The organism is Vibrio sp. V33_P6A3T137 (genome assembly GCF_009904835.1).
Lineage (GTDB): Bacteria > Pseudomonadota > Gammaproteobacteria > Enterobacterales > Vibrionaceae > Vibrio > Vibrio metschnikovii.
The window spans coordinates 1-24,880 of record NZ_WXWK01000050.1; the positions used below are offsets into that span (position 1 = coordinate 1).

37 protein-coding genes are annotated in these 24,880 nt (G+C 45.5%); 5 read left to right on the forward strand and 32 right to left on the reverse strand.

Annotated features, from left to right (window positions below; translation table 11 throughout):
• The first annotated feature begins 164 nt into the window (after positions 1-164).
• Positions 165-2,126 (forward strand): 2',3'-cyclic-nucleotide 2'-phosphodiesterase, encoded by a 1,962-nt coding sequence (gene cpdB / locus CAG60_RS04545; RefSeq protein WP_161438389.1) that lies wholly within the window; start codon positions 165-167, stop codon positions 2,124-2,126.
• Between the two features lie 232 nt (positions 2,127-2,358).
• A complete protein-coding gene (locus CAG60_RS04550) occupies positions 2,359-2,934 on the forward strand; it encodes a Crp/Fnr family transcriptional regulator (RefSeq protein ID WP_161438390.1) in 576 nt (191 codons plus the stop codon).
• A gap of 33 nt (positions 2,935-2,967) precedes the next feature.
• Here the strand turns inward: CAG60_RS04550 and dbpA are convergent, their stop codons facing one another.
• The gene (dbpA, locus tag CAG60_RS04555; protein WP_161438391.1) at positions 2,968-4,353 is read right to left on the reverse strand and encodes an ATP-dependent RNA helicase DbpA; all 1,386 of its coding nucleotides are present in this window, start codon (positions 4,351-4,353) and stop codon (positions 2,968-2,970) included.
• 300 nt (positions 4,354-4,653) lie between these two features.
• Here dbpA and CAG60_RS04560 point away from each other — a divergent pair, with 300 nt between their 5' ends.
• Complete coding sequence (locus CAG60_RS04560; protein ID WP_161438392.1) at positions 4,654-5,106, forward strand: GNAT family N-acetyltransferase; 453 nt, start codon at positions 4,654-4,656, stop codon at positions 5,104-5,106.
• Between the two features lie 18 nt (positions 5,107-5,124).
• Here the strand turns inward: CAG60_RS04560 and CAG60_RS04565 are convergent, their stop codons facing one another.
• The gene (locus tag CAG60_RS04565; RefSeq protein WP_161438393.1) at positions 5,125-5,751 is read right to left on the reverse strand and encodes a LysM-like peptidoglycan-binding domain-containing protein; all 627 of its coding nucleotides are present in this window, start codon (positions 5,749-5,751) and stop codon (positions 5,125-5,127) included.
• A 230-nt stretch (positions 5,752-5,981) separates the two neighbouring features.
• Here CAG60_RS04565 and CAG60_RS04570 point away from each other — a divergent pair, with 230 nt between their 5' ends.
• On the forward strand, positions 5,982-6,602 hold the full coding sequence (locus CAG60_RS04570) for an FKBP-type peptidyl-prolyl cis-trans isomerase (RefSeq protein ID WP_072670429.1): 621 nt from the start codon (positions 5,982-5,984) through the stop codon (positions 6,600-6,602).
• Between the two features lie 179 nt (positions 6,603-6,781).
• Positions 6,782-7,273, forward strand: coding sequence for a DUF2780 domain-containing protein (locus CAG60_RS04575; protein WP_161438394.1), 492 nt, complete (start codon positions 6,782-6,784; stop codon positions 7,271-7,273).
• A 151-nt stretch (positions 7,274-7,424) separates the two neighbouring features.
• Here CAG60_RS04575 and rplQ read toward each other — a convergent pair whose 3' ends face one another.
• The 30 genes from rplQ to rnr form a co-directional block, all read right to left on the reverse strand.
• On the reverse strand, positions 7,425-7,811 hold the full coding sequence (gene rplQ, locus CAG60_RS04580) for a 50S ribosomal protein L17 (protein WP_001216361.1): 387 nt from the start codon (positions 7,809-7,811) through the stop codon (positions 7,425-7,427).
• 26 nt (positions 7,812-7,837) lie between these two features.
• On the reverse strand, positions 7,838-8,830 hold the full coding sequence (locus CAG60_RS04585; protein WP_004394549.1) for a DNA-directed RNA polymerase subunit alpha: 993 nt from the start codon (positions 8,828-8,830) through the stop codon (positions 7,838-7,840).
• 24 nt (positions 8,831-8,854) lie between these two features.
• On the reverse strand, positions 8,855-9,475 hold the full coding sequence (gene rpsD / locus CAG60_RS04590; RefSeq protein WP_040903976.1) for a 30S ribosomal protein S4: 621 nt from the start codon (positions 9,473-9,475) through the stop codon (positions 8,855-8,857).
• A gap of 27 nt (positions 9,476-9,502) precedes the next feature.
• Complete coding sequence (gene rpsK, locus CAG60_RS04595; RefSeq protein ID WP_001118870.1) at positions 9,503-9,892, reverse strand: 30S ribosomal protein S11; 390 nt, start codon at positions 9,890-9,892, stop codon at positions 9,503-9,505.
• A 19-nt stretch (positions 9,893-9,911) separates the two neighbouring features.
• Positions 9,912-10,268: a 30S ribosomal protein S13 gene (rpsM, locus tag CAG60_RS04600; protein WP_004394544.1), complete on the reverse strand. Its 357-nt coding sequence runs from the start codon at positions 10,266-10,268 to the stop codon at positions 9,912-9,914.
• A gap of 149 nt (positions 10,269-10,417) precedes the next feature.
• Positions 10,418-10,531 (reverse strand): 50S ribosomal protein L36, encoded by a 114-nt coding sequence (gene rpmJ / locus CAG60_RS04605; RefSeq protein WP_000868186.1) that lies wholly within the window; start codon positions 10,529-10,531, stop codon positions 10,418-10,420.
• Between the two features lie 38 nt (positions 10,532-10,569).
• Positions 10,570-11,904, reverse strand: a complete 1,335-nt coding sequence (gene secY, locus CAG60_RS04610; protein ID WP_004394541.1) for a preprotein translocase subunit SecY — start codon at positions 11,902-11,904, stop codon at positions 10,570-10,572.
• A 20-nt stretch (positions 11,905-11,924) separates the two neighbouring features.
• The gene (gene rplO, locus CAG60_RS04615; RefSeq protein ID WP_004394540.1) at positions 11,925-12,359 is read right to left on the reverse strand and encodes a 50S ribosomal protein L15; all 435 of its coding nucleotides are present in this window, start codon (positions 12,357-12,359) and stop codon (positions 11,925-11,927) included.
• A gap of 5 nt (positions 12,360-12,364) precedes the next feature.
• Positions 12,365-12,541, reverse strand: a complete 177-nt coding sequence (gene rpmD, locus CAG60_RS04620) for a 50S ribosomal protein L30 (RefSeq protein ID WP_000201159.1) — start codon at positions 12,539-12,541, stop codon at positions 12,365-12,367.
• A gap of 6 nt (positions 12,542-12,547) precedes the next feature.
• Positions 12,548-13,051, reverse strand: a complete 504-nt coding sequence (gene rpsE, locus CAG60_RS04625; RefSeq protein WP_004394539.1) for a 30S ribosomal protein S5 — start codon at positions 13,049-13,051, stop codon at positions 12,548-12,550.
• Between the two features lie 14 nt (positions 13,052-13,065).
• Entirely contained in the window at positions 13,066-13,419 is a 354-nt protein-coding gene (gene rplR / locus CAG60_RS04630) for a 50S ribosomal protein L18 (RefSeq protein WP_004394538.1), read from the reverse strand.
• 9 nt (positions 13,420-13,428) lie between these two features.
• On the reverse strand, positions 13,429-13,962 hold the full coding sequence (rplF, locus tag CAG60_RS04635; protein ID WP_004394537.1) for a 50S ribosomal protein L6: 534 nt from the start codon (positions 13,960-13,962) through the stop codon (positions 13,429-13,431).
• A 16-nt stretch (positions 13,963-13,978) separates the two neighbouring features.
• Positions 13,979-14,371 (reverse strand): 30S ribosomal protein S8, encoded by a 393-nt coding sequence (gene rpsH, locus CAG60_RS04640; RefSeq protein WP_004394536.1) that lies wholly within the window; start codon positions 14,369-14,371, stop codon positions 13,979-13,981.
• Positions 14,372-14,400: 29 nt separating this feature from the next.
• A complete protein-coding gene (gene rpsN / locus CAG60_RS04645) occupies positions 14,401-14,706 on the reverse strand; it encodes a 30S ribosomal protein S14 (RefSeq protein WP_004394535.1) in 306 nt (101 codons plus the stop codon).
• Positions 14,707-14,723: 17 nt separating this feature from the next.
• Complete coding sequence (gene rplE, locus CAG60_RS04650; RefSeq protein WP_004394534.1) at positions 14,724-15,263, reverse strand: 50S ribosomal protein L5; 540 nt, start codon at positions 15,261-15,263, stop codon at positions 14,724-14,726.
• Between the two features lie 22 nt (positions 15,264-15,285).
• Positions 15,286-15,603: a 50S ribosomal protein L24 gene (rplX, locus tag CAG60_RS04655; RefSeq protein ID WP_004394533.1), complete on the reverse strand. Its 318-nt coding sequence runs from the start codon at positions 15,601-15,603 to the stop codon at positions 15,286-15,288.
• Between the two features lie 13 nt (positions 15,604-15,616).
• Complete coding sequence (rplN, locus tag CAG60_RS04660) at positions 15,617-15,988, reverse strand: 50S ribosomal protein L14 (RefSeq protein WP_004394532.1); 372 nt, start codon at positions 15,986-15,988, stop codon at positions 15,617-15,619.
• Between the two features lie 160 nt (positions 15,989-16,148).
• Complete coding sequence (rpsQ, locus tag CAG60_RS04665) at positions 16,149-16,403, reverse strand: 30S ribosomal protein S17 (protein ID WP_072670433.1); 255 nt, start codon at positions 16,401-16,403, stop codon at positions 16,149-16,151.
• Positions 16,403-16,594, reverse strand: coding sequence for a 50S ribosomal protein L29 (gene rpmC / locus CAG60_RS04670; RefSeq protein ID WP_072670434.1), 192 nt, complete (start codon positions 16,592-16,594; stop codon positions 16,403-16,405). Before rpmC ends, rpsQ begins: the two co-directional genes overlap by 1 nt.
• Positions 16,594-17,004 (reverse strand): 50S ribosomal protein L16, encoded by a 411-nt coding sequence (gene rplP / locus CAG60_RS04675; protein WP_004394529.1) that lies wholly within the window; start codon positions 17,002-17,004, stop codon positions 16,594-16,596. Before rplP ends, rpmC begins: the two co-directional genes overlap by 1 nt.
• Before the next feature lie 11 nt (positions 17,005-17,015).
• Positions 17,016-17,714: a 30S ribosomal protein S3 gene (gene rpsC / locus CAG60_RS04680; RefSeq protein ID WP_004394527.1), complete on the reverse strand. Its 699-nt coding sequence runs from the start codon at positions 17,712-17,714 to the stop codon at positions 17,016-17,018.
• Positions 17,715-17,733: 19 nt separating this feature from the next.
• Complete coding sequence (rplV, locus tag CAG60_RS04685; protein WP_004394526.1) at positions 17,734-18,066, reverse strand: 50S ribosomal protein L22; 333 nt, start codon at positions 18,064-18,066, stop codon at positions 17,734-17,736.
• 10 nt (positions 18,067-18,076) lie between these two features.
• A complete protein-coding gene (rpsS, locus tag CAG60_RS04690) occupies positions 18,077-18,355 on the reverse strand; it encodes a 30S ribosomal protein S19 (protein ID WP_004394525.1) in 279 nt (92 codons plus the stop codon).
• Positions 18,356-18,376: 21 nt separating this feature from the next.
• A complete protein-coding gene (rplB, locus tag CAG60_RS04695; protein ID WP_004394524.1) occupies positions 18,377-19,201 on the reverse strand; it encodes a 50S ribosomal protein L2 in 825 nt (274 codons plus the stop codon).
• 16 nt (positions 19,202-19,217) lie between these two features.
• Positions 19,218-19,520, reverse strand: coding sequence for a 50S ribosomal protein L23 (rplW, locus tag CAG60_RS04700; protein ID WP_004394523.1), 303 nt, complete (start codon positions 19,518-19,520; stop codon positions 19,218-19,220).
• On the reverse strand, positions 19,517-20,119 hold the full coding sequence (gene rplD / locus CAG60_RS04705; RefSeq protein WP_004394521.1) for a 50S ribosomal protein L4: 603 nt from the start codon (positions 20,117-20,119) through the stop codon (positions 19,517-19,519). The genes rplW and rplD overlap by 4 nt, the downstream gene beginning before the upstream one ends.
• Positions 20,120-20,135: 16 nt before the next feature.
• Entirely contained in the window at positions 20,136-20,765 is a 630-nt protein-coding gene (rplC, locus tag CAG60_RS04710; protein ID WP_004394520.1) for a 50S ribosomal protein L3, read from the reverse strand.
• Between the two features lie 14 nt (positions 20,766-20,779).
• Positions 20,780-21,091: a 30S ribosomal protein S10 gene (gene rpsJ, locus CAG60_RS04715; RefSeq protein WP_001181007.1), complete on the reverse strand. Its 312-nt coding sequence runs from the start codon at positions 21,089-21,091 to the stop codon at positions 20,780-20,782.
• Positions 21,092-21,461: 370 nt separating this feature from the next.
• Positions 21,462-22,202, reverse strand: coding sequence for a 23S rRNA (guanosine(2251)-2'-O)-methyltransferase RlmB (gene rlmB, locus CAG60_RS04720; RefSeq protein ID WP_161438395.1), 741 nt, complete (start codon positions 22,200-22,202; stop codon positions 21,462-21,464).
• Positions 22,203-22,209: 7 nt separating this feature from the next.
• Entirely contained in the window at positions 22,210-24,657 is a 2,448-nt protein-coding gene (gene rnr, locus CAG60_RS04725) for a ribonuclease R (RefSeq protein ID WP_004394509.1), read from the reverse strand.
• Positions 24,658-24,880 lie beyond the last annotated feature (223 nt).

The following is a 24,880-nucleotide window of genomic DNA, read 5'->3' on the forward strand; positions in this document are numbered from 1 at the left end:
CTGATAAGCAGTCACTCACCTGACTTTTAAGCGGTAAAAGACCCGGAATAACTCACACTTTGTGATGTTCAGTCCGACACATTGCATCACAATTTGTTACATTTGCAGCCATTGCCGATGAGGTAACTCAAACCGTACCCCAGATAATCAACAGGAAATGACCTATGCCATCAGTACATCACTCTTTATCCATCGCCGTGTTAACGGGTCTTTTAAGCATGGCAGGACCAGCAATGGCGGAAACTCTCCAACTCAGGATTATTGAAACTACTGATATTCATACCAATTTAATGGATTATGATTACTACAAAGATATGCCATCCAAACAATTAGGGTTGGCTCGTGCGGCAAGCTTAGTCAAGCAAGCTCAGCAAGAAGTGACCAACTCGGTACTGGTCGATAACGGTGATTTACTGCAAGGTAGCCCTATGGGTGACTATATGGCGGCAAAAGGCATCACTCCAGGCGAGATTCACCCGGCTTATAAAGCAATGAATCAACTCGGCTACGATGTGGGCAATATTGGTAACCACGAGTTTAATTACGGTTTAGATTTTCTCCAGCAGGCGATCAAGGGAGCGGACTTTCCTTACATTAATGCCAATGTGTTTGATCAACACACTGGCAAGCACTATTTCCAACCCTATTTGATTAAAACCCATACTTTTACTGATCAAAGTGGTCAATCTCAAACCGTGAAGGTGGGTTACATTGGCTTTGTCCCTCCGCAGATCATGGTCTGGGATAAGAAAAATCTTGAAGGCAAAGTGTTTGCTAAAGACATTAAGCAAACCGCAGAAACGCTCATTCCACAAATGAAACAGCAAGGCGCCGAGGTGATCATCGCGATTCCTCATTCAGGGATCTCGACCGATCCTTATCAAGCTGGGGCGGAAAACTCGGTTTATTATCTCACCCAAGTCAAAGGTATTGATGCAATCGCCTTTGGACACTCACACGCGGTATTCCCAAGTGCAGACTATGCCAACTTACCAGGTGCTGATATTAATCAAGGTACTATCAATGGCATTCCTGCTGTGATGCCCGGTCGTTGGGGTAGCCATGTCGGCGTGATGGATTTAACCTTAAAAAATGAAAATGGCCAATGGCAAGTGGTCAATGGACGTGCAGAAGCACGGCCAATTTTCGATCGTAAAACGCAACAAGCACTGGTGTCGGCAGATAAGAATATCGTCAAAGCCTTAACTAATGACCATCAAGCAACACGAGAGTTTGTCAATCAACCCATCGGTAAAGCCGATGATGTGATGTACAGCTTTTTAGCTCTAGTGCAAGATGACCCAACCATACAAATCGTCAACTTAGCCCAAAAAGATTATGTCGAGCGCTTTATTCAAGGCGATGCTAATCTGGCTGGATTACCCGTTTTATCAGCAGCTGCCCCTTTTAAAGTCGGGGGTCGTAAAGATGATCCTAATGGCTTCACTGAAGTCGAAGCTGGACAACTGACCTTCCGTAACGCGGCAGATCTTTATCTCTACCCTAACACACTGGTGGCGCTGAAAATGACCGGTAAAGAGGTCAAAGAGTGGTTAGAGTGCAGTGCTGGTCAATTTAATCAGATTGACCCACACAGTGCAGAGCCACAAAGTCTGATTAATTGGCAGGGTTTCCGTACTTATAATTTTGATGTCATCGATGGGGTCAATTATCAAATTGATATCACTCAACCGGCAAAATACGACGGTGATTGTAAGCTAATCAATAAAGAGGCTGAGCGTATTGTCGGTTTAACTTATCAAGGTCAACCGCTGGATCTTAAGCAAACCTTTTTGGTTGCTACCAATAACTATCGCGCCTACAGTAATAAATTTGCTGGTACGGGCAGTGAGTTTGTTGCCTTTGATTCACCGGATGAAAACCGCACCGTGGTAGCAAGCTATATTTCGCGCATCAGCGCAGAAAAAGGCCACGTTACCCCTAGTGCTGATAACAATTGGTCATTTGCGCCTATCAAAACCGATGCTCGCTTAGATGTGCGTTTTGAAACCTCGCCTAGCGACAAGGCGGCACAATTTATTGAGGCCAAAGGCCAGTACCCCATGCAAAAAGTCGCTCGCGATCCCCTCGGCTTTGCTATTTACCGGATTGATCTCACCCAATAAGTTTTTTATCGCTTACCCATGAACCGAATGATTAGGTTCATGGGTTTTGGTGATGTTAACCGACGTCCAAGCTCATCTCACGACACAACATGACGTTGCCAGTCGACGCTAAATAAAGCTATCTCTATCAGTATCAATAACGATGTCATTGGACGAACGAAGCTAACCAATACCGCTACAATTTCAGGTAATATAGAGATATCAATTTCTTATTTCAATTGGACAGCCTGATATGTATGTCGAGTTTGAACAACAACTCTCAAGTGGTGGATTTGAACCACATGAGATCAATCAATTAATTTCATGCAGCCAACCGCTTGAACTACCAACACGGCATATTTTAATTCACCAAGGCGACATCCCCCAGCAGATCTATTTCGTGTTAGAGGGCGTGTGTCATGCTTGCTATCTAACCGAGCAAGGTAAGTCGTTTAGCAAAGAATTTTATTGGGCTCAAGACTGGGTAATTGGTTTTGAAAGTCTCATCAAGCACCAAGCCTCTCCCTATTTATTAGAAACATTAACCCCAGTGCGTTTAATTGAATTGCCGATCCACATCTTACATTCTTGGCGCGCGACTCGTCACTCTCTCTACCTCAAACTACTGGAAACTCAGTTGATGCATAAAGAAAATAAAGAACGCTTTATGCTGCTTTATAGCCCCGAAGAACGTTATCAACTTTTTAATGACCATTTTTCAGCCCTTAAAAAACAATTGACCAATGGTCAGATTGCCGCCTACTTGGGGATCACTCCCATCAGCTTAAGTCGAATTAAAGCTCGCATAAACGCAAAAGCCAGCGACTAAACGCTGGCCTTGTAACAACACCGCAGTGCGGCTTTATTTCAATAAACGGGCACGAAATTGGCGGCCTTTCATTTTGCCGGTTTCCATTTTCTTCAGCGCTCGCTTAGCCACCGATTTATGCACAGCAACGTAAGCACGCATTGGCAGAACATTAATCTTACCAACGAACTGGCCATCAATCCCATCATCACTGGTTAAAGCGCCTAAAATATCACCTGGACGAACTTTTTGTTTTTTACCACCATCGATCTGGATCGTTACCATATTCGCTTGATAAGGCGTAGTGTTCTGCCCACTCATATATGGCCATTGAGCAGGCTCAATGGCCATATCCATGTATTCATCAATCATCGCTACGCGATGCATCTCATTGTCGCTAAAGAAACTGATCGCTAGTCCTTGACTACCAGCGCGCCCCGTACGGCCTATACGATGCACATGCACTTCAGGATCGCGCGACAACTCAAAGTTAAACACGGCATCTAAGTTATCAACATCCAGCCCACGAGCAGCAACATCGGTAGCGACCAAAATCGAGATACTTTTATTAGCAAACTGCACCAAGGCTTGGTCACGATCGCGCTGCTCCAAATCACCGTGCAGCTCAATCACGCTGAACCCTTTATGCTTTAACTGCTCGGCAACATGAGTCACTTCCTTTTTGGTATTACAAAATACCACCGCTGATTCTGGTTGATGATGCAATAACAGCTGGGCTAACGCTTTATCTCGCGCCTCCGCCCCTTCAAGTTTATAAAAGTATTGTTTAATTGTGGTTGAGCTATGGGTAGATTCAACTTTAACCATTTCCGGATTACGCATGATCCGCTCAGCCACCTGCTTAATTTGTGCAGGAAAAGTGGCACTGAATAGTAAGGTTTGTCTGACTGTTGGCGCTTGAGCAATAATCGCATCTAACGCATCTTGAAAACCCATCTCCAACATTCGATCTGCTTCATCGAGTACTAAAGTGTTCAGCTCGGAAAGATCAATCCGTCCTTTTTCAAGATGATCCAAAATACGTCCTGGTGTGCCAACCAGAATATGCGCGCCATGCTCTAATGAACCGATTTGTGGTCCCATCGGCATACCACCGCACAAGGTGAGAATTTTAATATTATGGATAGCACGACCTAAAGTACGGATTTCTGTCGCCACTTGATCTGCCAGCTCACGAGTAGGGCACAGCACTAAAGCTTGTACGCGAAAGCGTTTGACATCGAGATTAGACAAAACCCCTAATCCAAAAGCGGCCGTTTTCCCTGAGCCTGTCTTTCCTTGGCCGATAACGTCCCTGCCCGCTAAAATGGTCGGTAAACTTAAAGCCTGAATGGGAGTCATTTGGGTGTATCCCAACGTCTCAAGGTTAGAAAGTAGTTCAGGTTTTAGTGGTACGGTCGAAAATGCACAATTACTCAAGGGGCGTCCTTTGGTTAGACGAAATTAAACGTCTATTATCGTTATTTAACCTCGTGTGGCTAGTGAATCTTTAATGATCTATACCCAAACAACGCGGAGTTGCAGGTAGGCGGCAAGTGAGTTTATCTCCATGAGCATAGACAGACTCTATGATTGGGGTGAACCAACGTAGCCAACACCCCTGCAGCTTCAAGTAGGAAGAGGATAGCGGTGAAATTCCTCATCAACATTAACCTTTGTTAATGAATCCTGTTGTTAAGCTTGCTAGAGTCATGTTTTCATTTTCAAAGGAAGCTCACGATGATCAATTGGCAATGCCTTCCCTTTACGGGTTTAACCACTCAACAACTGTATGAATTACTCAAACTGCGAGTTGATGTGTTTGTCGTCGAACAAGCCTGCGCTTACCCGGAACTCGATGATAAAGATATTCAGTCTGACGTATGGCATTTGTTAGGCTATCAAGATCAATCCTTAATTGCTTATGCAAGACTACTCGCTCCGGGAATCAGTTATCCTTCTGCAAGTATTGGCAGAGTTGCCACCCAACAACAAGCAAGGGGAAACGGCCTTGGACGTCAATTGCTAGATCAAGCATTGGTCGAGTGCCAACATCACTGGCCCGAACATGATATAGAAATCGGTGCACAGCATTATCTAGCGAGTTTTTATCAGAGCTATGGTTTCCAACCAACCTCTGCTGTCTACTTAGAAGATGGTATTCCTCACATCGATATGAAGCTGGTTAAGTAGCGTGTTTATCACTCTCGATTATTGACTGCGCCCAAAGCCGCCATCCGATAATCGGAAAAACATCACTGACTGATTATTACGTTCTAACTGTAAAATATCCAGTTGCCCATCTGCGGCTAACTTAAAACGGATCCGTTGCCCTTGCTGTATTTGACTCAAGGGCTTATCACTACCTTCAATTCTTACTAACGCATTAAGATCAGCTAAGGGCAAGTTGTTGCTTCTAAACACCTGTGACAAAGTATCCCCTTGCTTAATAATATATTCTTGCCATACCTTTTCCTGAGGAGTCGCAGAGATTGTCACCGCTGTAGGTTGCTCGACGCTTTGTTCACTTAAACCTTGGGTATTAAGAGCAATCGAGACTCGAGTACTGGCTGGTGCGGGAGAACGAGTTGGAGCATCCTGTTTCGGTGAGGAAGGGAAAAATAACAACAAGATCACAACCGGAATCAAAACCATTAAGCCGCGTTGATGATAAACAGGCAGTTGCCCCCAAAGAAGCTTAAGACGTAACCAGATAGGATACTGAGCCAGCCGCTTAGCATAAGATCGCCAATCAATAGCCGCCCACTGATGCAACCATTGTTGTTTAATTTTCCCCAGAGAATGGGGCTGTTGCTTTTTTCTGTGTCGACGATTCATTTTTATCCGCCCTTCATTGACTTGGTACAGTATAAAAACTCATGCGCTAAGAGTATAGAGCATGACCCTGCTTCAACCAAAGGTTGACACAATCTTGAAGATTAAAGCTTGAAGTCTCGATCTGAATCACACCTTGGCACCTTTATAACATGAATCTTCGTCAAGCATTTCATCATAGCGCTGAAGCTGGTATTCTGTGGGCTTTCTTTTTGTGACAAAGAGTGACGTGTATGTCTGACGTAAAATTTGAAACCGTAGAACAAAAAGCCAGCTACGGCATTGGTCTACAAATGGGCCAACAACTAGCGGGCAGCGGCCTTGAAGGGCTAAATGTGGATGCCATTGCTGCTGGTATCGCGACAGCGCTTGTCGGTGATATGCCGGCAATTGAAATCGACGAAATTAACCAAGCTTTACAAGCGATGCATATGCGTGCTGAAGAAGCAATGCAAGCGGCCGCTAAAGTCGCTGCTGCAGAAGGTGAAACGTTCCTTAAAGATAATGCTCTACGCTCAGAAGTTACCGTGCTTGACTCAGGCTTACAGTATGAAGTGATCACTCAAGGTTCTGGTGAAATTCCGACGTCTGATAAATCTGTCCGTGTCCATTATCATGGTGAGCTGACGGATGGTACCGTTTTTGATAGTTCAGTTTCTCGTGGCCAGCCTGCAGAGTTCCCTGTAACTGGCGTGATTAAAGGCTGGGTCGAAGCCCTACAATTGATGCCTGTAGGCTCAAAGTGGAAACTGTATATTCCACATGATCTCGCATACGGTGAACGTGGCGCTGGCGCAGCAATTCCACCCTTTGCCGCACTCGTGTTTGAAGTAGAATTGCTCGATATTCTTTAATCATCATTAATACGCTATTCTATTGTTAAGCGGTGCAATGCACCGCTTTTTTTATACGAATTTTCTGAGATTAATAGCCAGAGATGAATCAGTCATCATAGGTTTGCTACACTGTTCAAACACATAACCTCTATTTACGACAAAAAGTGATCAATAGCATTTTAGGAGCCTATCCCCCCATGAACAAAACCTTATTCCGTACACTACTGATCTCAACGCTACTCAGTAGTACACCTAGCATGGCTTTTATCAAAATTGGTGGACAATCAAATCAAGACCTAGCCACATTAGTTGGCAGTGGCTTATTGGAAACCAAACAACATACCACACTGATTAACCAAGTAAAAAGTCAACTTCCAATCTCAGACCAACAGGCTGGTGGTGGAATAGCAGCATTATTAGCCCTCGCCGAGAATCAATTAGCGGATCAACATCAAACTGAACTTAACGGATTAATCCCTAACCTTGAGCAACTCACTCAATTAGGCTTATCGACAACCGGTTTATCGCCAGCAAGGATGGCTAATCTCAGCGACGTTACTTATGTCTTTAACCAATTAGGTTTGGATGCCAATATGATCGGACAATTTACACCAATTATTATTCAGTATTTAACAAGTCAGGGGGCTGGAAGCAGTTTAGTTGGTGCGTTGCAAGGTCTCTGGAAATAACAATAAGAGAACGGTCCAATATTAAAGGACAAAGAAAATCCAAGCAGAGGATCGGAAGACAAGATTATGTGTGACGTGAGCTATAGATAAGATACCCCGATAGGGTAATAAAAAAGCCGAGCTAATGCTCGGCCTTTTATTCGCGAACTGATTACTCAGCAGCAGCTTCAACAGCTACTTCTGGGCGGTCAACAAGCTCAATGTAAGCCATTGGAGCTTTATCGCCAGCACGGAAACCACACTTAAGAATACGAGTGTAGCCACCTTGACGTGCAGCAAAACGTGGACCTAATTCGTTAAATAGTTTTGCAACAACTTCGTTATCACGAGTACGTGCAAATGCAAGACGACGGTTAGCAACACTGTCAGTCTTAGCTAGTGTAATCAAAGGCTCAACGACGCGACGCAGCTCTTTCGCTTTTGGCAAAGTAGTCTTGATAACTTCATGACGTACTAAAGAGCTAGCCATGTTGCTGAACATCGCTTTGCGATGACTGCTGTTGCGGTTGAGTTGACGACCACTCTTACGATGGCGCATGACCAAATCCTTCTAACTAATATCGATTAATCTTCAGCGATTGACGCTGGCGGCCAGTTTTCTAGGCGCATGCCCAGAGAAAGACCACGTGATGCAAGCACGTCTTTAATCTCAGTAAGAGATTTCTTACCAAGGTTAGGCGTTTTCAGTAGCTCAACCTCAGTGCGCTGTACTAGATCACCGATGTAGTGAATCGCTTCTGCTTTCAAACAGTTAGCAGAGCGAACTGTTAGTTCAAGATCGTCTACAGGACGCAGTAGGATCGGATCGAATTCTGGCTTCTCTTCCTTCTCCTCAGGAACGCGTACATCACGAAGATCTACGAACGCATCCAACTGTTCAGCAAGAATCGTTGCTGCACGGCGGATAGCTTCCTCAGGTTCTAGAGTACCGTTCGTTTCCATATCGATGACGAGTTTGTCTAAGTCTGTACGTTGCTCAACACGAGCAGCATCAACAGAGTAGGCAATTTTGTCTACTGGGCTGAATGTTGCGTCGACAAGCAAACGACCGATTGGACGTTCATCTTCTTCAGTATGAATACGAGCAGAAGCAGGAACATAACCACGTCCACGTTCTACTTTGATACGCATAGCGATCTCAGCGTTGTCATCAGTGAGATGACAAATAACGTGTTCAGGGTTTACGATCTCTACATCACCATCATGGGTGATGTCACCTGCAACCACAGGGCCCGAGCCTGATTTATTTAATGTAATGAACACTTCATCTTTATTTTCGCCTAAGCGAACAGCCAGTCCTTTCAGGTTAAGAAGAATCTCAAGGATATCTTCTTGTACACCTTCTTTGGTACTGTACTCATGAAGTACGCCTTCAATTTCTACCTCTGTTACGGCACAACCCGGCATAGATGATAAAAGAATTCGGCGAAGTGCATTACCAAGAGTATGGCCGAAACCACGCTCTAATGGCTCAAGAGTTACTTTTGCGTGTGTCGTGCTGACCTGTTCGATATCAACAAGACGTGGCTTAAGAAATTCTGTTACAGAACCCTGCATTGTGTCCTCTCTTTAGTTTAAACCTTACTTAGAGTAAAGCTCGACGATCAATTGTTCGTTGATGTCAGCAGATAGGTCTGAACGTTCAGGCTTACGCTTGAATGTACCTTCCATCTGGCTTGCATCTACTTCAATCCAAGTTGGTTTTTCGCGTTGTTCTGCAACTTCTAAAGCTGCTTTAATGCGAGATTGCTTTTTCGCTTTCTCACGGATTGCAACAACGTCGTTAGCCGCAACATTGAAAGAAGGTACGTTTACAACGCTACCGTTTACTAGGATAGCTTTATGGCTAACTAGCTGACGAGCTTCAGCGCGAGTCGCACCAAAACCCATACGGTAAACTACGTTGTCCAAACGGCCTTCAAGAAGCTGAAGTAAGTTTTCACCTGTGTTACCTTTTAGGCGAGCAGCTTCTTTGTAGTAGTTACGGAATTGTTTTTCTAGAACGCCATAGATACGACGAACTTTTTGCTTCTCACGAAGCTGAACGCCATACTCAGATAGACGACCGCGACGAGCGCCGTGTACACCTGGTGCGTTATCAATTTTACACTTGGTATCAATCGCACGAACGCCTGACTTAAGGAACAAGTCAGTACCTTCGCGGCGGCTAAGCTTCAGCTTAGGACCCAAATATCTTGCCATGATCTTTCTCCAATGTTCCCAGAAACGTTAAACGCGACGTTTCTTAGGTGGACGACAACCGTTATGAGGGATTGGTGTCGCATCAACGATGTTTGTGATACGGAAACCAGCAGCATTCAGTGCGCGAACTGTAGATTCACGACCTGGACCTGGACCCTTAACCATAACCTCTAGGTTCTTTAGGCCATATTCTTTAGCCATTTCAGCACAACGTTCAGCAGCAACCTGTGCAGCAAACGGTGTTGATTTACGAGAACCGCGGAAACCTGAACCACCAGCAGTAGCCCAAGCTAATGCGTTACCTTGACGGTCAGTGATGGTTACGATTGTGTTGTTGAAAGATGCGTGGATATGCGCTACGCCATCAGCAACTTGCTTGCGTACACGCTTACGTGCGCGAGTTGGTTGTTTAGCCATTGTACTCTACCCTTCCCGATTATTTCTTGATCGGCTTACGCGGACCCTTGCGGGTGCGAGCGTTGGTTTTAGTACGCTGTCCACGTAGTGGTAGACTGCGACGATGACGAAGACCACGGTAACAACCAAGGTCCATAAGACGCTTGATGTTCATGGAAACTTCACGACGAAGATCACCCTCTACAGTGTATTTAGCTACACCATCACGCAGTTGATCGATCTGCTCTTCAGTTAGTTCACTGATCTTAACACTTTCAGCAATACCCACGTCAGCTAGGATAGCTTTTGAACGGGTTTTACCGATGCCGTAGATTGCAGTTAATGCGATCACAGCATGCTTTTGATCAGGAATGTTAATGCCTGCTATACGGGCCACTATTCACTCCTAGTACTTTCTATAAAAGAATTATCCGCAGCAAAGCCCGTCGAGGATACGCTGCGGGATACTACTTCTTTTGCACGCAAAAGGTAGGCCGAGAAATATACTCGACCACCCTTTAATTTTCAAGTAAAAATTTCTGCTTATTAGCCTTGGCGCTGCTTGTGCTTTGGCTCACTGCAAATCACGCGAACGACACCGTTACGCTTGATAACTTTACAGTTACGGCAGATTTTTTTAACGGAAGCACGAACTTTCATTGCTAAACTCCGTAAATCTAACTTAAATGGCGACCGTATTAGCGGCCATAGCCTTTTAAATTTGCCTTTTTCAACACAGAGTCATATTGATTTGACATCAAATGAGTCTGTACCTGTGCCATAAAGTCCATAATAACCACTACTACAATCAGTAATGATGTACCGCCGAAGTAGAAACGTACGTTCCACGCGACCATCATGAACTCAGGGATCAGACAGATAAAGGTAATGTATAACGCACCGGCTAGGGTTAAACGAGTCATTACTTTATCAATGTATCTTGCTGTCTGTTCGCCTGGGCGGATACCGGGTACGAATGCACCTGACTTCTTCAGGTTATCAGCTGTTTCACGTGGGTTGAAAACCAACGCCGTATAAAAGAAACAGAAGAAAATAATCGCTGCGGCATAAAGCATTACATACAATGGTTGACCAGGGCTAAGCGCTAATGATACGTCGGTTAACCAACCGAACCATTGGCTCTCACCATTTTGACCAAACCACTGAGCGAGTGTTCCTGGGAACAAAATAATGCTTGATGCAAAAATTGCAGGTATAACACCAGCCATATTGATTTTTAATGGCAAGTGGGTACTTTGCGCTGCAAAAACTTTACGACCTTGTTGACGTTTTGCGTAGTTAACAACGATACGACGTTGACCACGCTCCATGAAAACAACAAAGTAGATAACAGCAAAAGCTAATACCGCAATCAACAACAGAAGAAGCACATGCAGTTCACCTTGACGCGCTTGCTCGATAGTATGTCCTATTGCCGATGGCAATCCAGCAACAATACCTGCAAATATAAGAATGGAGATACCATTCCCAATCCCTCGCTCTGTAATCTGTTCACCTAACCACATCAAGAACATGGTACCGGTTACTAAACTCACGGTCGCAATCAGGGTAAACATGGTTTGGTCAATAACAACCAGATTGTTGACCATGTTTGGTAGGCCTGTTGCAATACCTATCGCTTGGAATGTTGCAAGTACAAGCGTGCCGTAGCGTGTATATTGGCTTATCTTACGACGGCCTGCTTCACCCTCTTTTTTGAGCTCGGCTAACGCTGGATGAACTACAGTTAGCAACTGGACAACAATTGACGCCGAAATATACGGCATGATGCCCAGTGCTAATATAGATGCACGCTCAAGAGCACCACCAGAGAACATGTTAAACATTTCTATGATGGTACCTTTTTGCTGTTCGAACAAATCGGCAAGTACAGCAGCGTCAATACCAGGAATCGGCACAAAAGAGCCCGCTCGGAATACTAAAAGTGCACCAATTACGAATAATAAGCGCGACTTTAACTCACCTAAGCCGCTCTGAGCACTACGAAAATCTTGTCCTGGTTTCTTAGCCATCTGTACCTCAATCCTCGAGATTATTCCTCGATTTTACCGCCTGCAGCTTCGATTGCAGCTTTAGCGCCTTTAGTCACGCGTAGACCTTTAACAGTCACTGCTTTATTGATCTCGCCAGAAAGAACAACTTTAACGAATTCAATATTCTTCGTTACAAGGTTTGCTGCTTTCAAGCTGTTTAGATCAATAACATCACCCGTTACTTTCGCTAGCTCAGCTAGACGAATTTCAGCAGTCACAAGGCTCTTACGAGAAGTGAAACCGAATTTAGGTAGACGTTGTTTCAGAGGCATCTGACCGCCTTCAAAACCTGGACGAACACCGCCGCCAGAACGTGACTTTTGACCTTTGTGACCACGGCCACCAGTTTTACCAAGGCCAGAACCGATACCACGACCTAAACGCTTCTTAGAAGGCTTAGAACCCGCAGCCGGCGATAGAGTATTCAAATGCATTCTGATTACTCCTCAACTTTAACCATGTAGTAAACCTTGTTGATCATACCGCGTACACACGGTGTATCTTCAAGTTCTACTGTATGGTTGATTTTACGAAGACCTAAACCGCGCAAAGTAGCTTTATGCTTTGGTAGGCGACCAATTGAGCTTTTAGTTTGAGTTACTTTAATCGTTGCCATGTGTTCTTACTCCGAAATCGCTTCAACAGTTAGACCACGTTTAGCTGCAACCATTTCTGGTGACTTAACATCTACTAGAGCATCGATCGTAGCACGAACGATGTTGATAGGGTTCGTAGAACCGTATGCTTTAGATAGAACGTTATGTACGCCGGCAACTTCAAGTACAGCACGCATCGCACCACCGGCGATAACACCTGTACCTTCTGCAGCTGGCTGCATGTAAACTTTAGAGCCCGAGTGGCGACCTTTCACTGGATGGTGAAGAGTGCCTTCGTTAAGTGCGATAGTAAACATGTTACGACGCGCTTTTTCCATTGCTTTTTGAATCGCTGCAGGTACTTCACGTGCTTTGCCGTAACCGAAACCTACACGACCATTACCGTCACCAACAACTGTTAGTGCAGTGAAGCTCATGATTCGACCACCTTTAACCGTTTTAGAAACACGGTTAACTGCGATTAATTTTTCTTGCAAATCATTCGCTTGAACTTGTTGTTCTTTAGCCATCTTCCAACCCTACCTTAGAATTTCAGACCAGCTTCGCGAGCAGATTCTGCTAGCGCGGCTACTCGACCGTGGTATTGGAAACCAGAACGATCAAACGCAACTGACGATACGCCTTTTTCAAGCGCACGCTCAGCAACAGTTTTACCTACTGCTTTTGCTGCATCGATGTTACCAGTATTCTTCACTTGCTCACGGATCGCTTTTTCTACAGTAGAAGCTGCGGCGATAACCTCAGAGCCATTAGCTGCAATCACTTGAGCGTACACGTGACGAGGAGTACGGTGTACTACTAGGCGAGTTGCACCCAGTTCTGCAATCTTACGACGTGCGCGTGTAGCACGACGGATGCGAGATGCTTTCTTATCCATAGTGTTACCTTACTTCTTCTTAGCTTCTTTAGTACGCACATTTTCATCTGCGTAACGAATACCTTTACCTTTATAAGGCTCAGGCGCGCGGTAAGAACGAATGTCAGCCGCAACTTGACCAACTTCTTGCTTATCACAACCAGTTAGGACAATTTCAGTTTGGCTTGGACATTCGGCTTTAACACCCGCTGGCAACTCGTGCTCAACTGGGTGAGAGAAGCCTAGAGTTAGACCTACAGCGTTGCCTTTCATAGCAGCACGGTAACCTACACCCTTAAGAACGAGCTTCTTAGTAAAGCCTTCAGTAACACCAACAACCATATTGTTCACTAGTGCACGAGCAGTACCTGCTTGAGCCCAAGCGTTTGCGATTCCCTCACGAGGACCGAACGTTAGGTTGTTTTCTTCCTGTGCGATCACGACGCCAGTATGAACTACACGAGATAGTTCACCTTTAGGACCTTTAACCGTGATCTCTTGGCCGTTTAGTTTCACCTCTACGCCAGCTGGAATAGCGACAGGTGCTTTAGCAACACGAGACATGTTCTACTCCTATTTATTAAGCTACGTAGCAAATGATTTCACCGCCAAGACCTGCTTTACGTGCAGCGCGGTCTGACATGAGACCCTTGGAAGTGGAAACAACAGCAACACCAAGACCGCCCATCACTGATGGTAGTTCGTCTTTCTTCTTATAAACACGAAGACCTGGACGAGACACGCGCTTGATTTGCTCGATTACTGGTTTAGCTTGGAAGTACTTAAGAGTAACTTCTAGCTCAGGTTTTGCTTCGCCTTCAACAGCGAAGTCTGCGATATAACCTTCAGCTTTAAGTAGTGCAGCAATTGCAACTTTAAGCTTTGAAGAAGGCATTTTAACAGCAACTTTGTTTGCTGCCTGACCGTTACGAATACGGGTCAGCATATCCGAAATCGGATCTTGCATGCTCATAAACTTTACTCCAAATGATTAAGTGGCAATTACCAGCTGGCCTTACGAAGTCCAGGAATCTCGCCTTTCATGCAAGCTTCACGAACTTTAATACGGCTCAGACCGAATTTACGTAGGAAACCGTGTGGACGACCAGTTTGGTTGCAACGGTTGCGCTTACGTGATGCACTCGAATCACGTGGAAGTGATTGCAGTTTAAGAACTGCATTCCAACGATCTTCTTCAGATGCGTTTACATCGCTGATGATAGCTTTAAGTGTTGCACGCTTTTCTGCGTACTGAACTACTAGCTTGGCACGTTTTACTTCACGTGCTTTCATTGATTGTTTAGCCATAACAGTAACCCTTCACCTTACTTACGGAATGGGAAGTTAAAGGCAGCCAGCAGAGCACGGCCTTCCTCATCGGTACCAGCAGACGTCGTGATAGTGATATCAAGACCGCGTACACGATCGACTTTATCGTAGTCGATTTCCGGAAAGATGATTTGCTCGCGAACGCCCATGCTGTAGTTACCGCGTCCGTCAAAAGACTTAGCGCTAACACCACGGAAATCTCGTACACGTGGTAGAGCGATAAAAATCAAACGCTCTAAGAAATCCCACATGCGCTCGCCACGCAAGGTTACTTTACAACCAATTGGGTAGCCTTCACGGATTTTGAAACCAGCTACAGATTTGCGAGCTTTAGTGATAAGTGGCTTTTGACCAGAGATGGTCGCCATATCAGAAGCTGCGTTTTCTAGTAGTTTCTTATCGTTGATTGCTTCACCAACGCCCATATTGAGGGTGATTTTCTCAATTCTAGGGACTTGCATGACGCTTGTGTAACCGAACTGTTTGGCCAGTTCAGCGACTACAGACGACTTGTAGTAATCATGCAGTTTCGCCATAGTAGAACTCCAAATTACTCTATTAGTTAGAAACGATTTCGTTGTTAGACTTAAAGAAACGAACTTTCTTACCATCTTCGAAACGGAAACCGATACGGTCCGCTTTACCGGTTGCTGCATTAAAGATCGCAATGTTAGATGCATCAATCGCTGCTTCTTGCTCTACGATACCACCTTGGATACCAAGCGCAGGAACTGGCTTTTGATGTTTCTTAACTAGATTGATACCTTCAACGATAACTTTACCAGTTGTTAGAACCTTAGTTACTTTACCTTTCTTGCCTTTGTCTTTCCCAGCAAGAACGATCACTTCGTCATTACGACGGATTTTAGCTGCCATTTTTTGCCGCTCCTTACAGAACTTCAGGTGCTAGTGACACAATCTTCATGAATTTCGCGTTACGAAGCTCACGAGTCACTGGACCAAAGATACGTGTACCGATTGGTTGCTCGGTATTGTTGTTTAGCAATACGCAAGCATTACGGTCGAAGCGAATGACAGAACCGTCTGGACGACGTACGCCTTTACGGGTGCGAACTACCACCGCCTTCAATACATCACCTTTTTTCACTTTACCGCGAGGAATTGCTTCTTTCACAGTAACTTTGATGATGTCGCCAACATGGGCGTAACGACGGTGAGAGCCACCCAGAACCTTAATACACATTACGCTGCGAGCGCCTGAGTTATCAGCTGCGTCCAGCATACTTTGCATTTGGATCATGTTAGTGCTCCGCTAAATATTAAAAAAACTAGACCCATCTCGGGTCGGGCTGCCTCTTTAAAGGGACGCGAATTGTACCACCCTTTTTTGTGATTGGGTAGTCAAAAAACAAGCGGCCCCAAAAATAATCGGGGCCGCTGTATTCGCATTAAAAGCTCAATTAAATTTTCGCTTTTTCTACTACTTTTACCAAAGTCCAAGACTTAGTCTTAGACAATGGACGACACTCACGGATTTCAACGGTATCGCCTGCGCCACACTCGTTGTTTTCATCATGTGCGTGTACTTTAGTCGTGCGACGAACGAATTTACCGTAAATTGGGTGCTTCACGAAACGTTCGATAGCAACAACGATAGATTTGTCCATCTTGTCACTGATAACACGACCTTGTTGGGTACGAATTTTATCGCTCATTATGCGCCTGCCTTCTCAGTCAAAACAGTTTTCACACGTGCGATATCACGACGGACAGCTTTCAGAGTATGAGTTTGCTGAAGTTGACCAGTCGCCGCTTGCATGCGCAAGTTGAACTGCTCTTTCAATAAACCTAGTAGCTCTGCATTAAGCTCTTCAACGTTTTTCTCGCGTAGATCTTGTGCTTTCATCACATCACCTGCTTAGTTACAAATGTAGTCTTGAATGGCAGTTTACGTGCCGCTAGGCGGAACGCTTCACGAGCCAATTCTTCAGGTACACCATCAACTTCGTACATCACCTTGCCAGGTTGGATTTGGGCTACCCAGTACTCAACGTTACCTTTACCCTTACCTTGACGAACTTCAAGTGGTTTTTCTGTGATTGGTTTGTCTGGGAAAACACGGATCCAGATTTTACCTTGACGCTTAATGTGACGTGTCATAGCACGACGTGCCGCTTCGATTTGACGAGCAGTTAGACGACCACGGCCTACAGCTTTCAAACCAAAGGTGCCGAAGCTTACTTCAGTACCTTTTGCTAGACCACGGTTACGACCTGTATGAACCTTACGGAACTTGGTACGTTTAGGTTGTAGCATCTGTCGACTCCTTACTTACGGCCTTTGCGCTGCTTCTTAGGCTTGTCAGCCTTTGGCTCTACTGCGTTAGCAGCTGGCATACCGCCTAGGATTTCACCTTTGAAGATCCAGACTTTAACACCAATCACACCATAGGTAGTGTGAGCCGAAGAAGTTGCGTAATCAATGTCAGCACGTAGAGTGTGTAGAGGCACACGGCCTTCACGATACCACTCAGAACGTGCAATTTCAGCGCCGCCTAAACGGCCACTTACTTCCACTTTGATACCTTTAGCGCCTAGACGCATAGCGTTTTGTACCGCGCGCTTCATAGCACGACGGAACATAACACGACGCTCTAGTTGAGACGCGATGCTATCAGCCACTAGCTGACCGTCTAGCTCAGGTTTACGTACCTCAGAAATATTAATCTGAGCTGGTACACCTGCAATCTTCGCTACTGCTGCGCGTAGCTTCTCAACGTCTTCACCTTTCTTACCGATAACAACGCCTGGGCGAGCAGTGTGAATAGTCACACGGATGCTCTTAGCAGGACGCTCGATAACGATGCGTGATAGAGACGCTTTTGCCAATTCCTTAGTGAGGTATTGACGTACCTTGAAGTCGCCGTCTAGGTTGTCAGCGAAATCTTTGGTATTAGCAAACCATGTAGCATTCCAAGGCTTAACGATGCCTAGACGAATACCATTAGGATGTACTTTCTGACCCATTGCTTACTCTCCTAGTCTTTTAGCGGTCTGCGACAACAATAGTGATGTGGCTTGAACGCTTCAAGATACGATCCGCACGACCTTTTGCACGAGGCATAATACGCTTCATGGTTGGGCCCTCATCTACGAAGATTTTAGCGACACGTAGGTCGTCAATGTCAGCACCTTCGTTGTGCTCCGCGTTAGCGATTGCTGACTCTAGAACTTTCTTAATAAGTTCAGCCGCTTTTTTGTTGCTGAACGTTAACGTTTCTAGAGCTTGGTCAACTGACTTACCACGAATTTGATCTGCAACTAAGCGAGCTTTCTGAGGCGAAATGCGAGCAAAGTTATGTTTAGCGAATGCTTCCATCATCTACTCCTTAACGCTTCTTAGCTTTCTTATCCGCAGCATGGCCGCGGTAAGTGCGAGTTGGGGCAAATTCACCCAGTTTGTGACCGATCATCTCGTCAGTTACAAAAACTGGAACGTGTTGACGACCATTATGGACAGCGATGGTCAAACCGATCATTGTTGGAATGATCATTGAACGACGGGACCAAGTCTTAATAGGCTTTTTGTCTCCGCTTTCCACCGCTTTCTCTACCTTCTTCAGCAAGTGTAGGTCAATAAATGGACCTTTCTTGAGAGAACGTGGCATGGCGATTCCTCTTTAAATAGATTACTTATTACGACGACGTACGATGTACTTGTCAGTGCGTTTGTTGCTACGAGTTTTGTAGCCTTTCGTTGGTACGCCCCATGGAGATACAGGATGACGACCACCAGAAGTACGGCCTTCACCACCACCATGTGGGTGATCAACAGGGTTCATTACTACACCACGTACGGTTGGACGTACGCCGCGCCAGCGTGAAGCGCCCGCTTTACCAAGCTCACGTAGCATGTGCTCAGAGTTACCAACTTCACCGATTGTTGCACGGCCTTCAGAAAGTACTTTGCGCATTTCGCCAGAACGTAGACGGATAGTAACGTATGCACCGTCGCGAGCGACAAGTTGAGCATACGCACCAGCAGAACGAGCTAGCTGTGCACCTTTACCCGGAGTTAACTCAACGTTATGAATCGTTGAACCAACAGGGATGTTGCGCAATGGCAGGGTGTTACCTGCTTTGATTGGCGCATCAACACCAGACTGGATAGTATCACCAGCTTGGAGGCCTTTAGGTGCAATAATGTAACGACGTTCACCATCTGCGTATAATACGAGAGCGATGTTTGCGCTACGGTTTGGATCGTATTCTAGACGTTCAACTTTCGCTGGGATACCGTCTTTAGTACGTTTGAAGTCAATCAAACGATAGTGTTGTTTATGACCACCACCGATATGACGTACTGTGATACGACCGTTGTTGTTACGACCACCATTCTTAGAGTTTTTCTCTAGAAGAGGTGCGTATGGCTTACCCTTGTGGAGGTCAGCGTTAACAACTTTAACAACGTGACGACGACCAGGGGAAGTCGGCTTACATTTAACAATAGCCATTATTCAACTACTCCTGTTATTCCGCGCCGCCAACAAAGTCAAGATCTTGACCTTCTTTCAAAGTCACATACGCTTTTTTAACGTCGCTGCGGCGACCTTGGCGTAGACCTTGACGTTTGGTCTTACCCTTAAGAATAAGAGTATTTACAGACTTAACTTCAACTTCAAATAGCTTTTCTACAGCTGCTTTGATCTCTTTCTTAGTTGCATCTTTTGCTACTTTGAAAACGATCGTGTTCGCTTTTTCAGCAGCCATAGTGGCTTTTTCAGAGATGTGCGGTGCACGTAGAACTTTTAGTAGACGCTCTTCACGGATCATGCCAGCATCTCCTCAACTTGCTTAACTGCAGCAGCAGTCATTAGAACCTTGTCAAATGCGATTAGGCTCACTGGATCAATACCAGTTACGTCACGCACGTCAACTTTGTACAGGTTACGAGCAGCTAAGAATAGATTCTCGTCTACTTCGCCAGTCACGATAAGAACATCGTTCAGCTCAAGCTCTTTCAACTTAGCCGCTAGCTCTTTCGTTTTTGGTGCTTCAACCGAGAAGTTATCAACAACGATTAAACGCTCTTGACGAACTAACTCAGAAAGAATGCTTTTCATAGCGCCGCGGTACATTTTTTTGTTTACTTTAACGCTGTGATCTTGTGGTTTCGCAGCAAAAGTAACACCACCTGTACGCCAGATTGGGCTACGGATTGTACCAGCACGTGCACGGCCAGTACCTTTTTGACGCCATGGCTTAGCGCCACCGCCAGAAACTTCTGAACGTGTCTTTTGAGCACGAGTACCTTGACGAGCACCTGCTGCATACGCAACAACTACTTGATGTACAAGAGCTTCGTTGAACTCACGTCCGAAAGTAGTTTCGGAAACAGTTAGTGCGTTAGCACCTTTAACCATCAATTCCATTACTTACTCCTAGACGTTATGCTTTAATAGCTGGTTTGACGATCACGTTAGCGCCAGTTGCACCTGGGACTGCACCTTTAATAAGAAGCAGATTGCGCTCAGCGTCAACACGTACGATCTCTAGGTTTTGAGTCGTTACACGCTCAGCACCCATGTGACCTGCCATTTTTTTGCCTTTAAATACGCGACCTGGAGTTTGACATTGGCCAATTGAACCAGGAGCACGGTGAGACAAAGAGTTACCGTGAGTCATATCTTGAGTACGGAAGTTCCAGCGCTTAACAGCACCTTGGAAGCCTTTACCTTTCGATGTACCAGTAACGTCTACTTTCTTAATTTCGTTGAACAGTTCAACAGTCAGTTCAGCACCAACTTCGAACTCTTCGCCGTTTTCTAAACGGAATTCCCAAAGACCGCGACCAGCTTCTACACCTGCTTTCGCAAAGTGACCAGCTTCTGGCTTAGTTACGCGGTTAGCTTTCTTAGTTCCAGCTGTTACTTGAATAGCAGCATAGCCGTCAGTCTCAAGAGTTTTCACTTGAGAAACACGGTTCGCTTCAACCTCAACAACAGTTACTGGGATAGAAACGCCTTCTTCAGTAAATACGCGGGTCATACCCACTTTACGTCCGACTAGACCAATCATTCTTCTAATCTCCCTTAACCTAGGCTGATTTGAACATCAACACCAGCAGCAAGATCAAGACGCATAAGTGCATCAACAGTCTTGTCAGTTGGTTCAACGATGTCGATCAGACGCTTGTGAGTACGAATTTCGTACTGGTCACGTGCATCTTTGTTTACGTGTGGAGAGATAAGAACAGTGAAACGCTCTTTACGAGTAGGCAGTGGAATTGGACCACGAACCTGTGCGCCGGTACGCTTAGCTGTTTCAACGATTTCCGCTGTAGAAGCATCGATTAGTTTGTAATCGAAAGCTTTAAGGCGGATACGGATGCGTTGGTTCTGCATGAGACAGAGCTCCAATAAGTAAAAATTACACAAACAATATCGCCATTCGAACCTGCCATGGCGGGTGAATGTCGATTGATTTATGTGAAACCGTAGTACCCCGATTGGGCACATTGTCAGCTAATTAAATTAACTAAAGCTAATCCTATTAACTGCGAACATAAGCTGAGTATACGTTACCTCACCTGTGTTGCCACAAGCTTGCTCCTCGCTGCTCATTGGTTCACAACTGGCTTAACCAGTGGGGGTGCATTATACAGATCACAGATTGACTTGCAAGGGGGTGTTGGAAAAATAAACGAATGAGGCGAGAAACAAGAAACCTAGGTCAGTAGACCTAGGTTTCTTAACGATGACATCAGCATAAACATTAAACGTTATTGCGTTGACGGACCGCTTCAAATAAGCAAATCCCGGTCGCGACTGAGACATTTAAACTGGAAACACTACCTGCCATTGGGATTTTGATTAGATCATCACAAGTATCACGAGTTAAACGGCGCATACCATCGCCTTCAGCTCCCATGACAATCGCTAACGGACCAGTCAGCTTGCTATGATAAAGATCATGCGTCGCCTCGCCCGCTGTGCCAACAAACCAAACACCTTGCTCTTGTAGAGCACGCATCGTGCGCGCTAAGTTGGTCACACGCACTAAAGGAACGGTTTCTGCAGCACCACAAGCGACCTTACTTACCGTGGCCGTCATCGGTGCTGAACGATCTTTAGGGACAATCACCGCCGCCACACCAGCAGCATCTGCATTACGCAAACACGCACCTAAGTTATGCGGATCGGTCACGCCATCCAGTACTAGCAGCAACGGTCGTTCATGCTGACTTAATATTGCGTCTAGATCATGTTCGTTTAATGCTTTAGCTGGCTTGACTTTGGCTATCAACCCTTGGTGATTAGCACCTTGAGCTTTGTCATCCAGTGCCTTACGCCCCATCTCCTGAATGGATAGCCCTAAACGCTGCAATTCATTCAATACCGGAAGTAGCCGATCATCTTGACGACCTTTCAAAACATACACTTCAATGATACGGGCTGGCTCACGCTGCATCACAGCGTTGACCGAATGAATGCCGTAAATCAGTTCATTACTCATTACTTACCTATTTCGTTTTTGTCCGGCTCTTTGCCGTTTTAGAACGAGATTTCGCTTTACTGGCTTTATCAGACTTAGCGCGTTTACTTTTCGCTGAATCTGCGCTCTCTGATTTATCTGGACGCTTGGTTGGCTCAACCATTGGAACGGCTTTTCCACCACGCGTGCCCGCTTTTTTACTCTTGGCTTTTGCTTGCGCTTCTACTGCCCGCTTTTTGGCCGTTTTACCTTCGCCGCGTAGCTTACGACTTGTTTCGACTAATTCAAAGTCAATTTGTCGATCATCCAGATTCACCGATAATACTTTCACTTTCACCGCATCACCCAAACGATAAATATTACCGAATGACTCACCAATCAAACGTTGACCGATAGGGTCAAACTGATAATAGTCATTAGCCAAATTGGAGATGTGAACCAAACCATCGATATGTAATTCAGTGAGTCGAACAAAAAAACCAAATCCAGTCACATTGGCAATCACACCATCAAGCTCTTCACCGACATGATCTTGCATGTACTCGCACTTCAGCCAATCAGACACTTCTCGTGTTGCATCATCAGCACGGCGTTCGGTCATTGAACACTGTTGTCCATAAAAGTCCATCTCTTCAAACGAGTAGTGATAGCCTCCGGTTGGTGTCCAGCGATCTTGGGTCTGATGTTGTTCTTTAGCTATCAAATATTTGATTGCACGGTGTAAAAGTAAATCTGGATAGCGACGGATCGGAGAAGTAAAGTGCGCATAACGTTTTAATGCTAGACCAAAGTGACCTGCGTTATGGGCGTTATAGACAGCCTGCTTCATTGAGCGCAGTAGCATGGTTTGAATCAGCTCTTTATCTGCACGCTCACCGATTTGTTTCATCAGATTGGCGTAATCGGTTGGCGATGGCTCAAGCCCACCACTCAAGTCGAGTCCTAGTTCGCCCAAGAAGTCTCTAAAGCCCATTAAACGTTCTTCACCTGGTGGCTCATGCACTCGGAACAGAGCGGCTTCCTTGGCTTTTTCGACTAGCGATGCTGAGGCAATATTGGCGAGGATCATACACTCTTCAATCAGCTTATGAGCATCGTTACGGATCACTGGCTCAATGCTTTCGATCTTACGCTGGGCATTAAAGATGAATTTGGTTTCTACCGTTTCAAATTCAATCGCACCACGTTGATCACGAGCCGTTTTCAGCACCTGATACATGTTATGTAACTGTTCAAGATGAGGCACGACCGCTTGGTAGCGCTCACGCAGTTCTTCATCACCCTGCAAAATATCGTTAACTTTGGTATAGGTTAGTCGAGCATGAGAACTCATCACCGCTTCATAATGCTGATAATCGATGAGTTTGCCGCCATCAGAGATCGTCATTTCACACACCATGCATAACCGATCGACTTGTGGGTTGAGCGAGCACAGTCCGTTAGATAAAACTTCCGGCAACATGGGGACCACTTGCGATGGGAAATACACGGAGTTACCACGATTGGTCGCCTCTTTATCCAAGGCGCTGCCAGGGCGGACATAATAGCTCACGTCGGCGATGGCTACCCATAAACGCCAGCCCCCCTCTTTTCTAGCTTCACAATACACAGCATCATCAAAGTCACGGGCATCTTCCCCATCAATAGTCACCAAAGGCAATTGCCGTAAATCGACTCGACCTTGTTTGGCCTCTTCAGGGACTTCTTCTTTTAGTCCACTGACTTGCTTTAAGACTTCATCAGGCCATTCATGGGGAATTTGATGGGTGCGAATAGCGATTTGTGTCTCCATACCCGGTGCCATACTTTCACCCAGTACTTCTACAACCTTACCCATCATGCCTCGGGTACGAGTGCCACGATCGGTTACTTCAATCACCACCACATTACCCATCCGAGCGCCTTCGCGGTGTTCGGTTGGGATTAAAATATCTTTATGGATGCGCGAGTCATCCGGCACCACATACGAATAACCTTGTTCAAGGAAAAAACGCCCGACAATTTGTGCATTACGAGCTTCAAGGATACGAACCAAGCGCCCTTCTTTTCGGCCTCGTTTGTCGGTGCCAGTTGGCTGCACTAATACAAAGTCACCATGAATCAAGGTGCGCATTTGGTGGTGCGGCAGTAAAATATCGTTTTCTTTGTTTAGACCACCCTCTGGGCGAACCCAGCCATGGCCATCTTTATGACCAATAACATGGCCTTTAATCATTTCCAGTTTTTCTGGTAGGGCGTAACATTGACGACGCGTAAACACCAATTGACCATCTCGCTCCATCGCTCTGAGGCGGCGACGTAGACCTTCGTAATGATCCTCACCCGATAATTCAAGGGCGGCAAACAGATCGTTACGGTTCATGGGGACATTGGCTTTGGTTAGGAATTCTAAAATATATTCACGACTTGGGATCGGGTTATCGTAGTTATCGGCTTCGCGATCCGCAAACGGATCAGTATGGGTAGTATCAGACATAGGCAGACCTGCTTTTCTAGGAAGGTACATAAAGTATATCCTACTGTGTTCTTAAGCTTAATAGCTAATCCCAACCGGCAGAAGCGCAACAACTTTGTGTATTACGTGACCGGAATCAAGTTGTCACAATAAATAACGAAGAGTTGAATCGTGTGTATGATGACAGGATGTTGAGAGAAAGTGGTAAAGCGAGCGTTAAACGCTAAGTAGGAAATAATAAGAT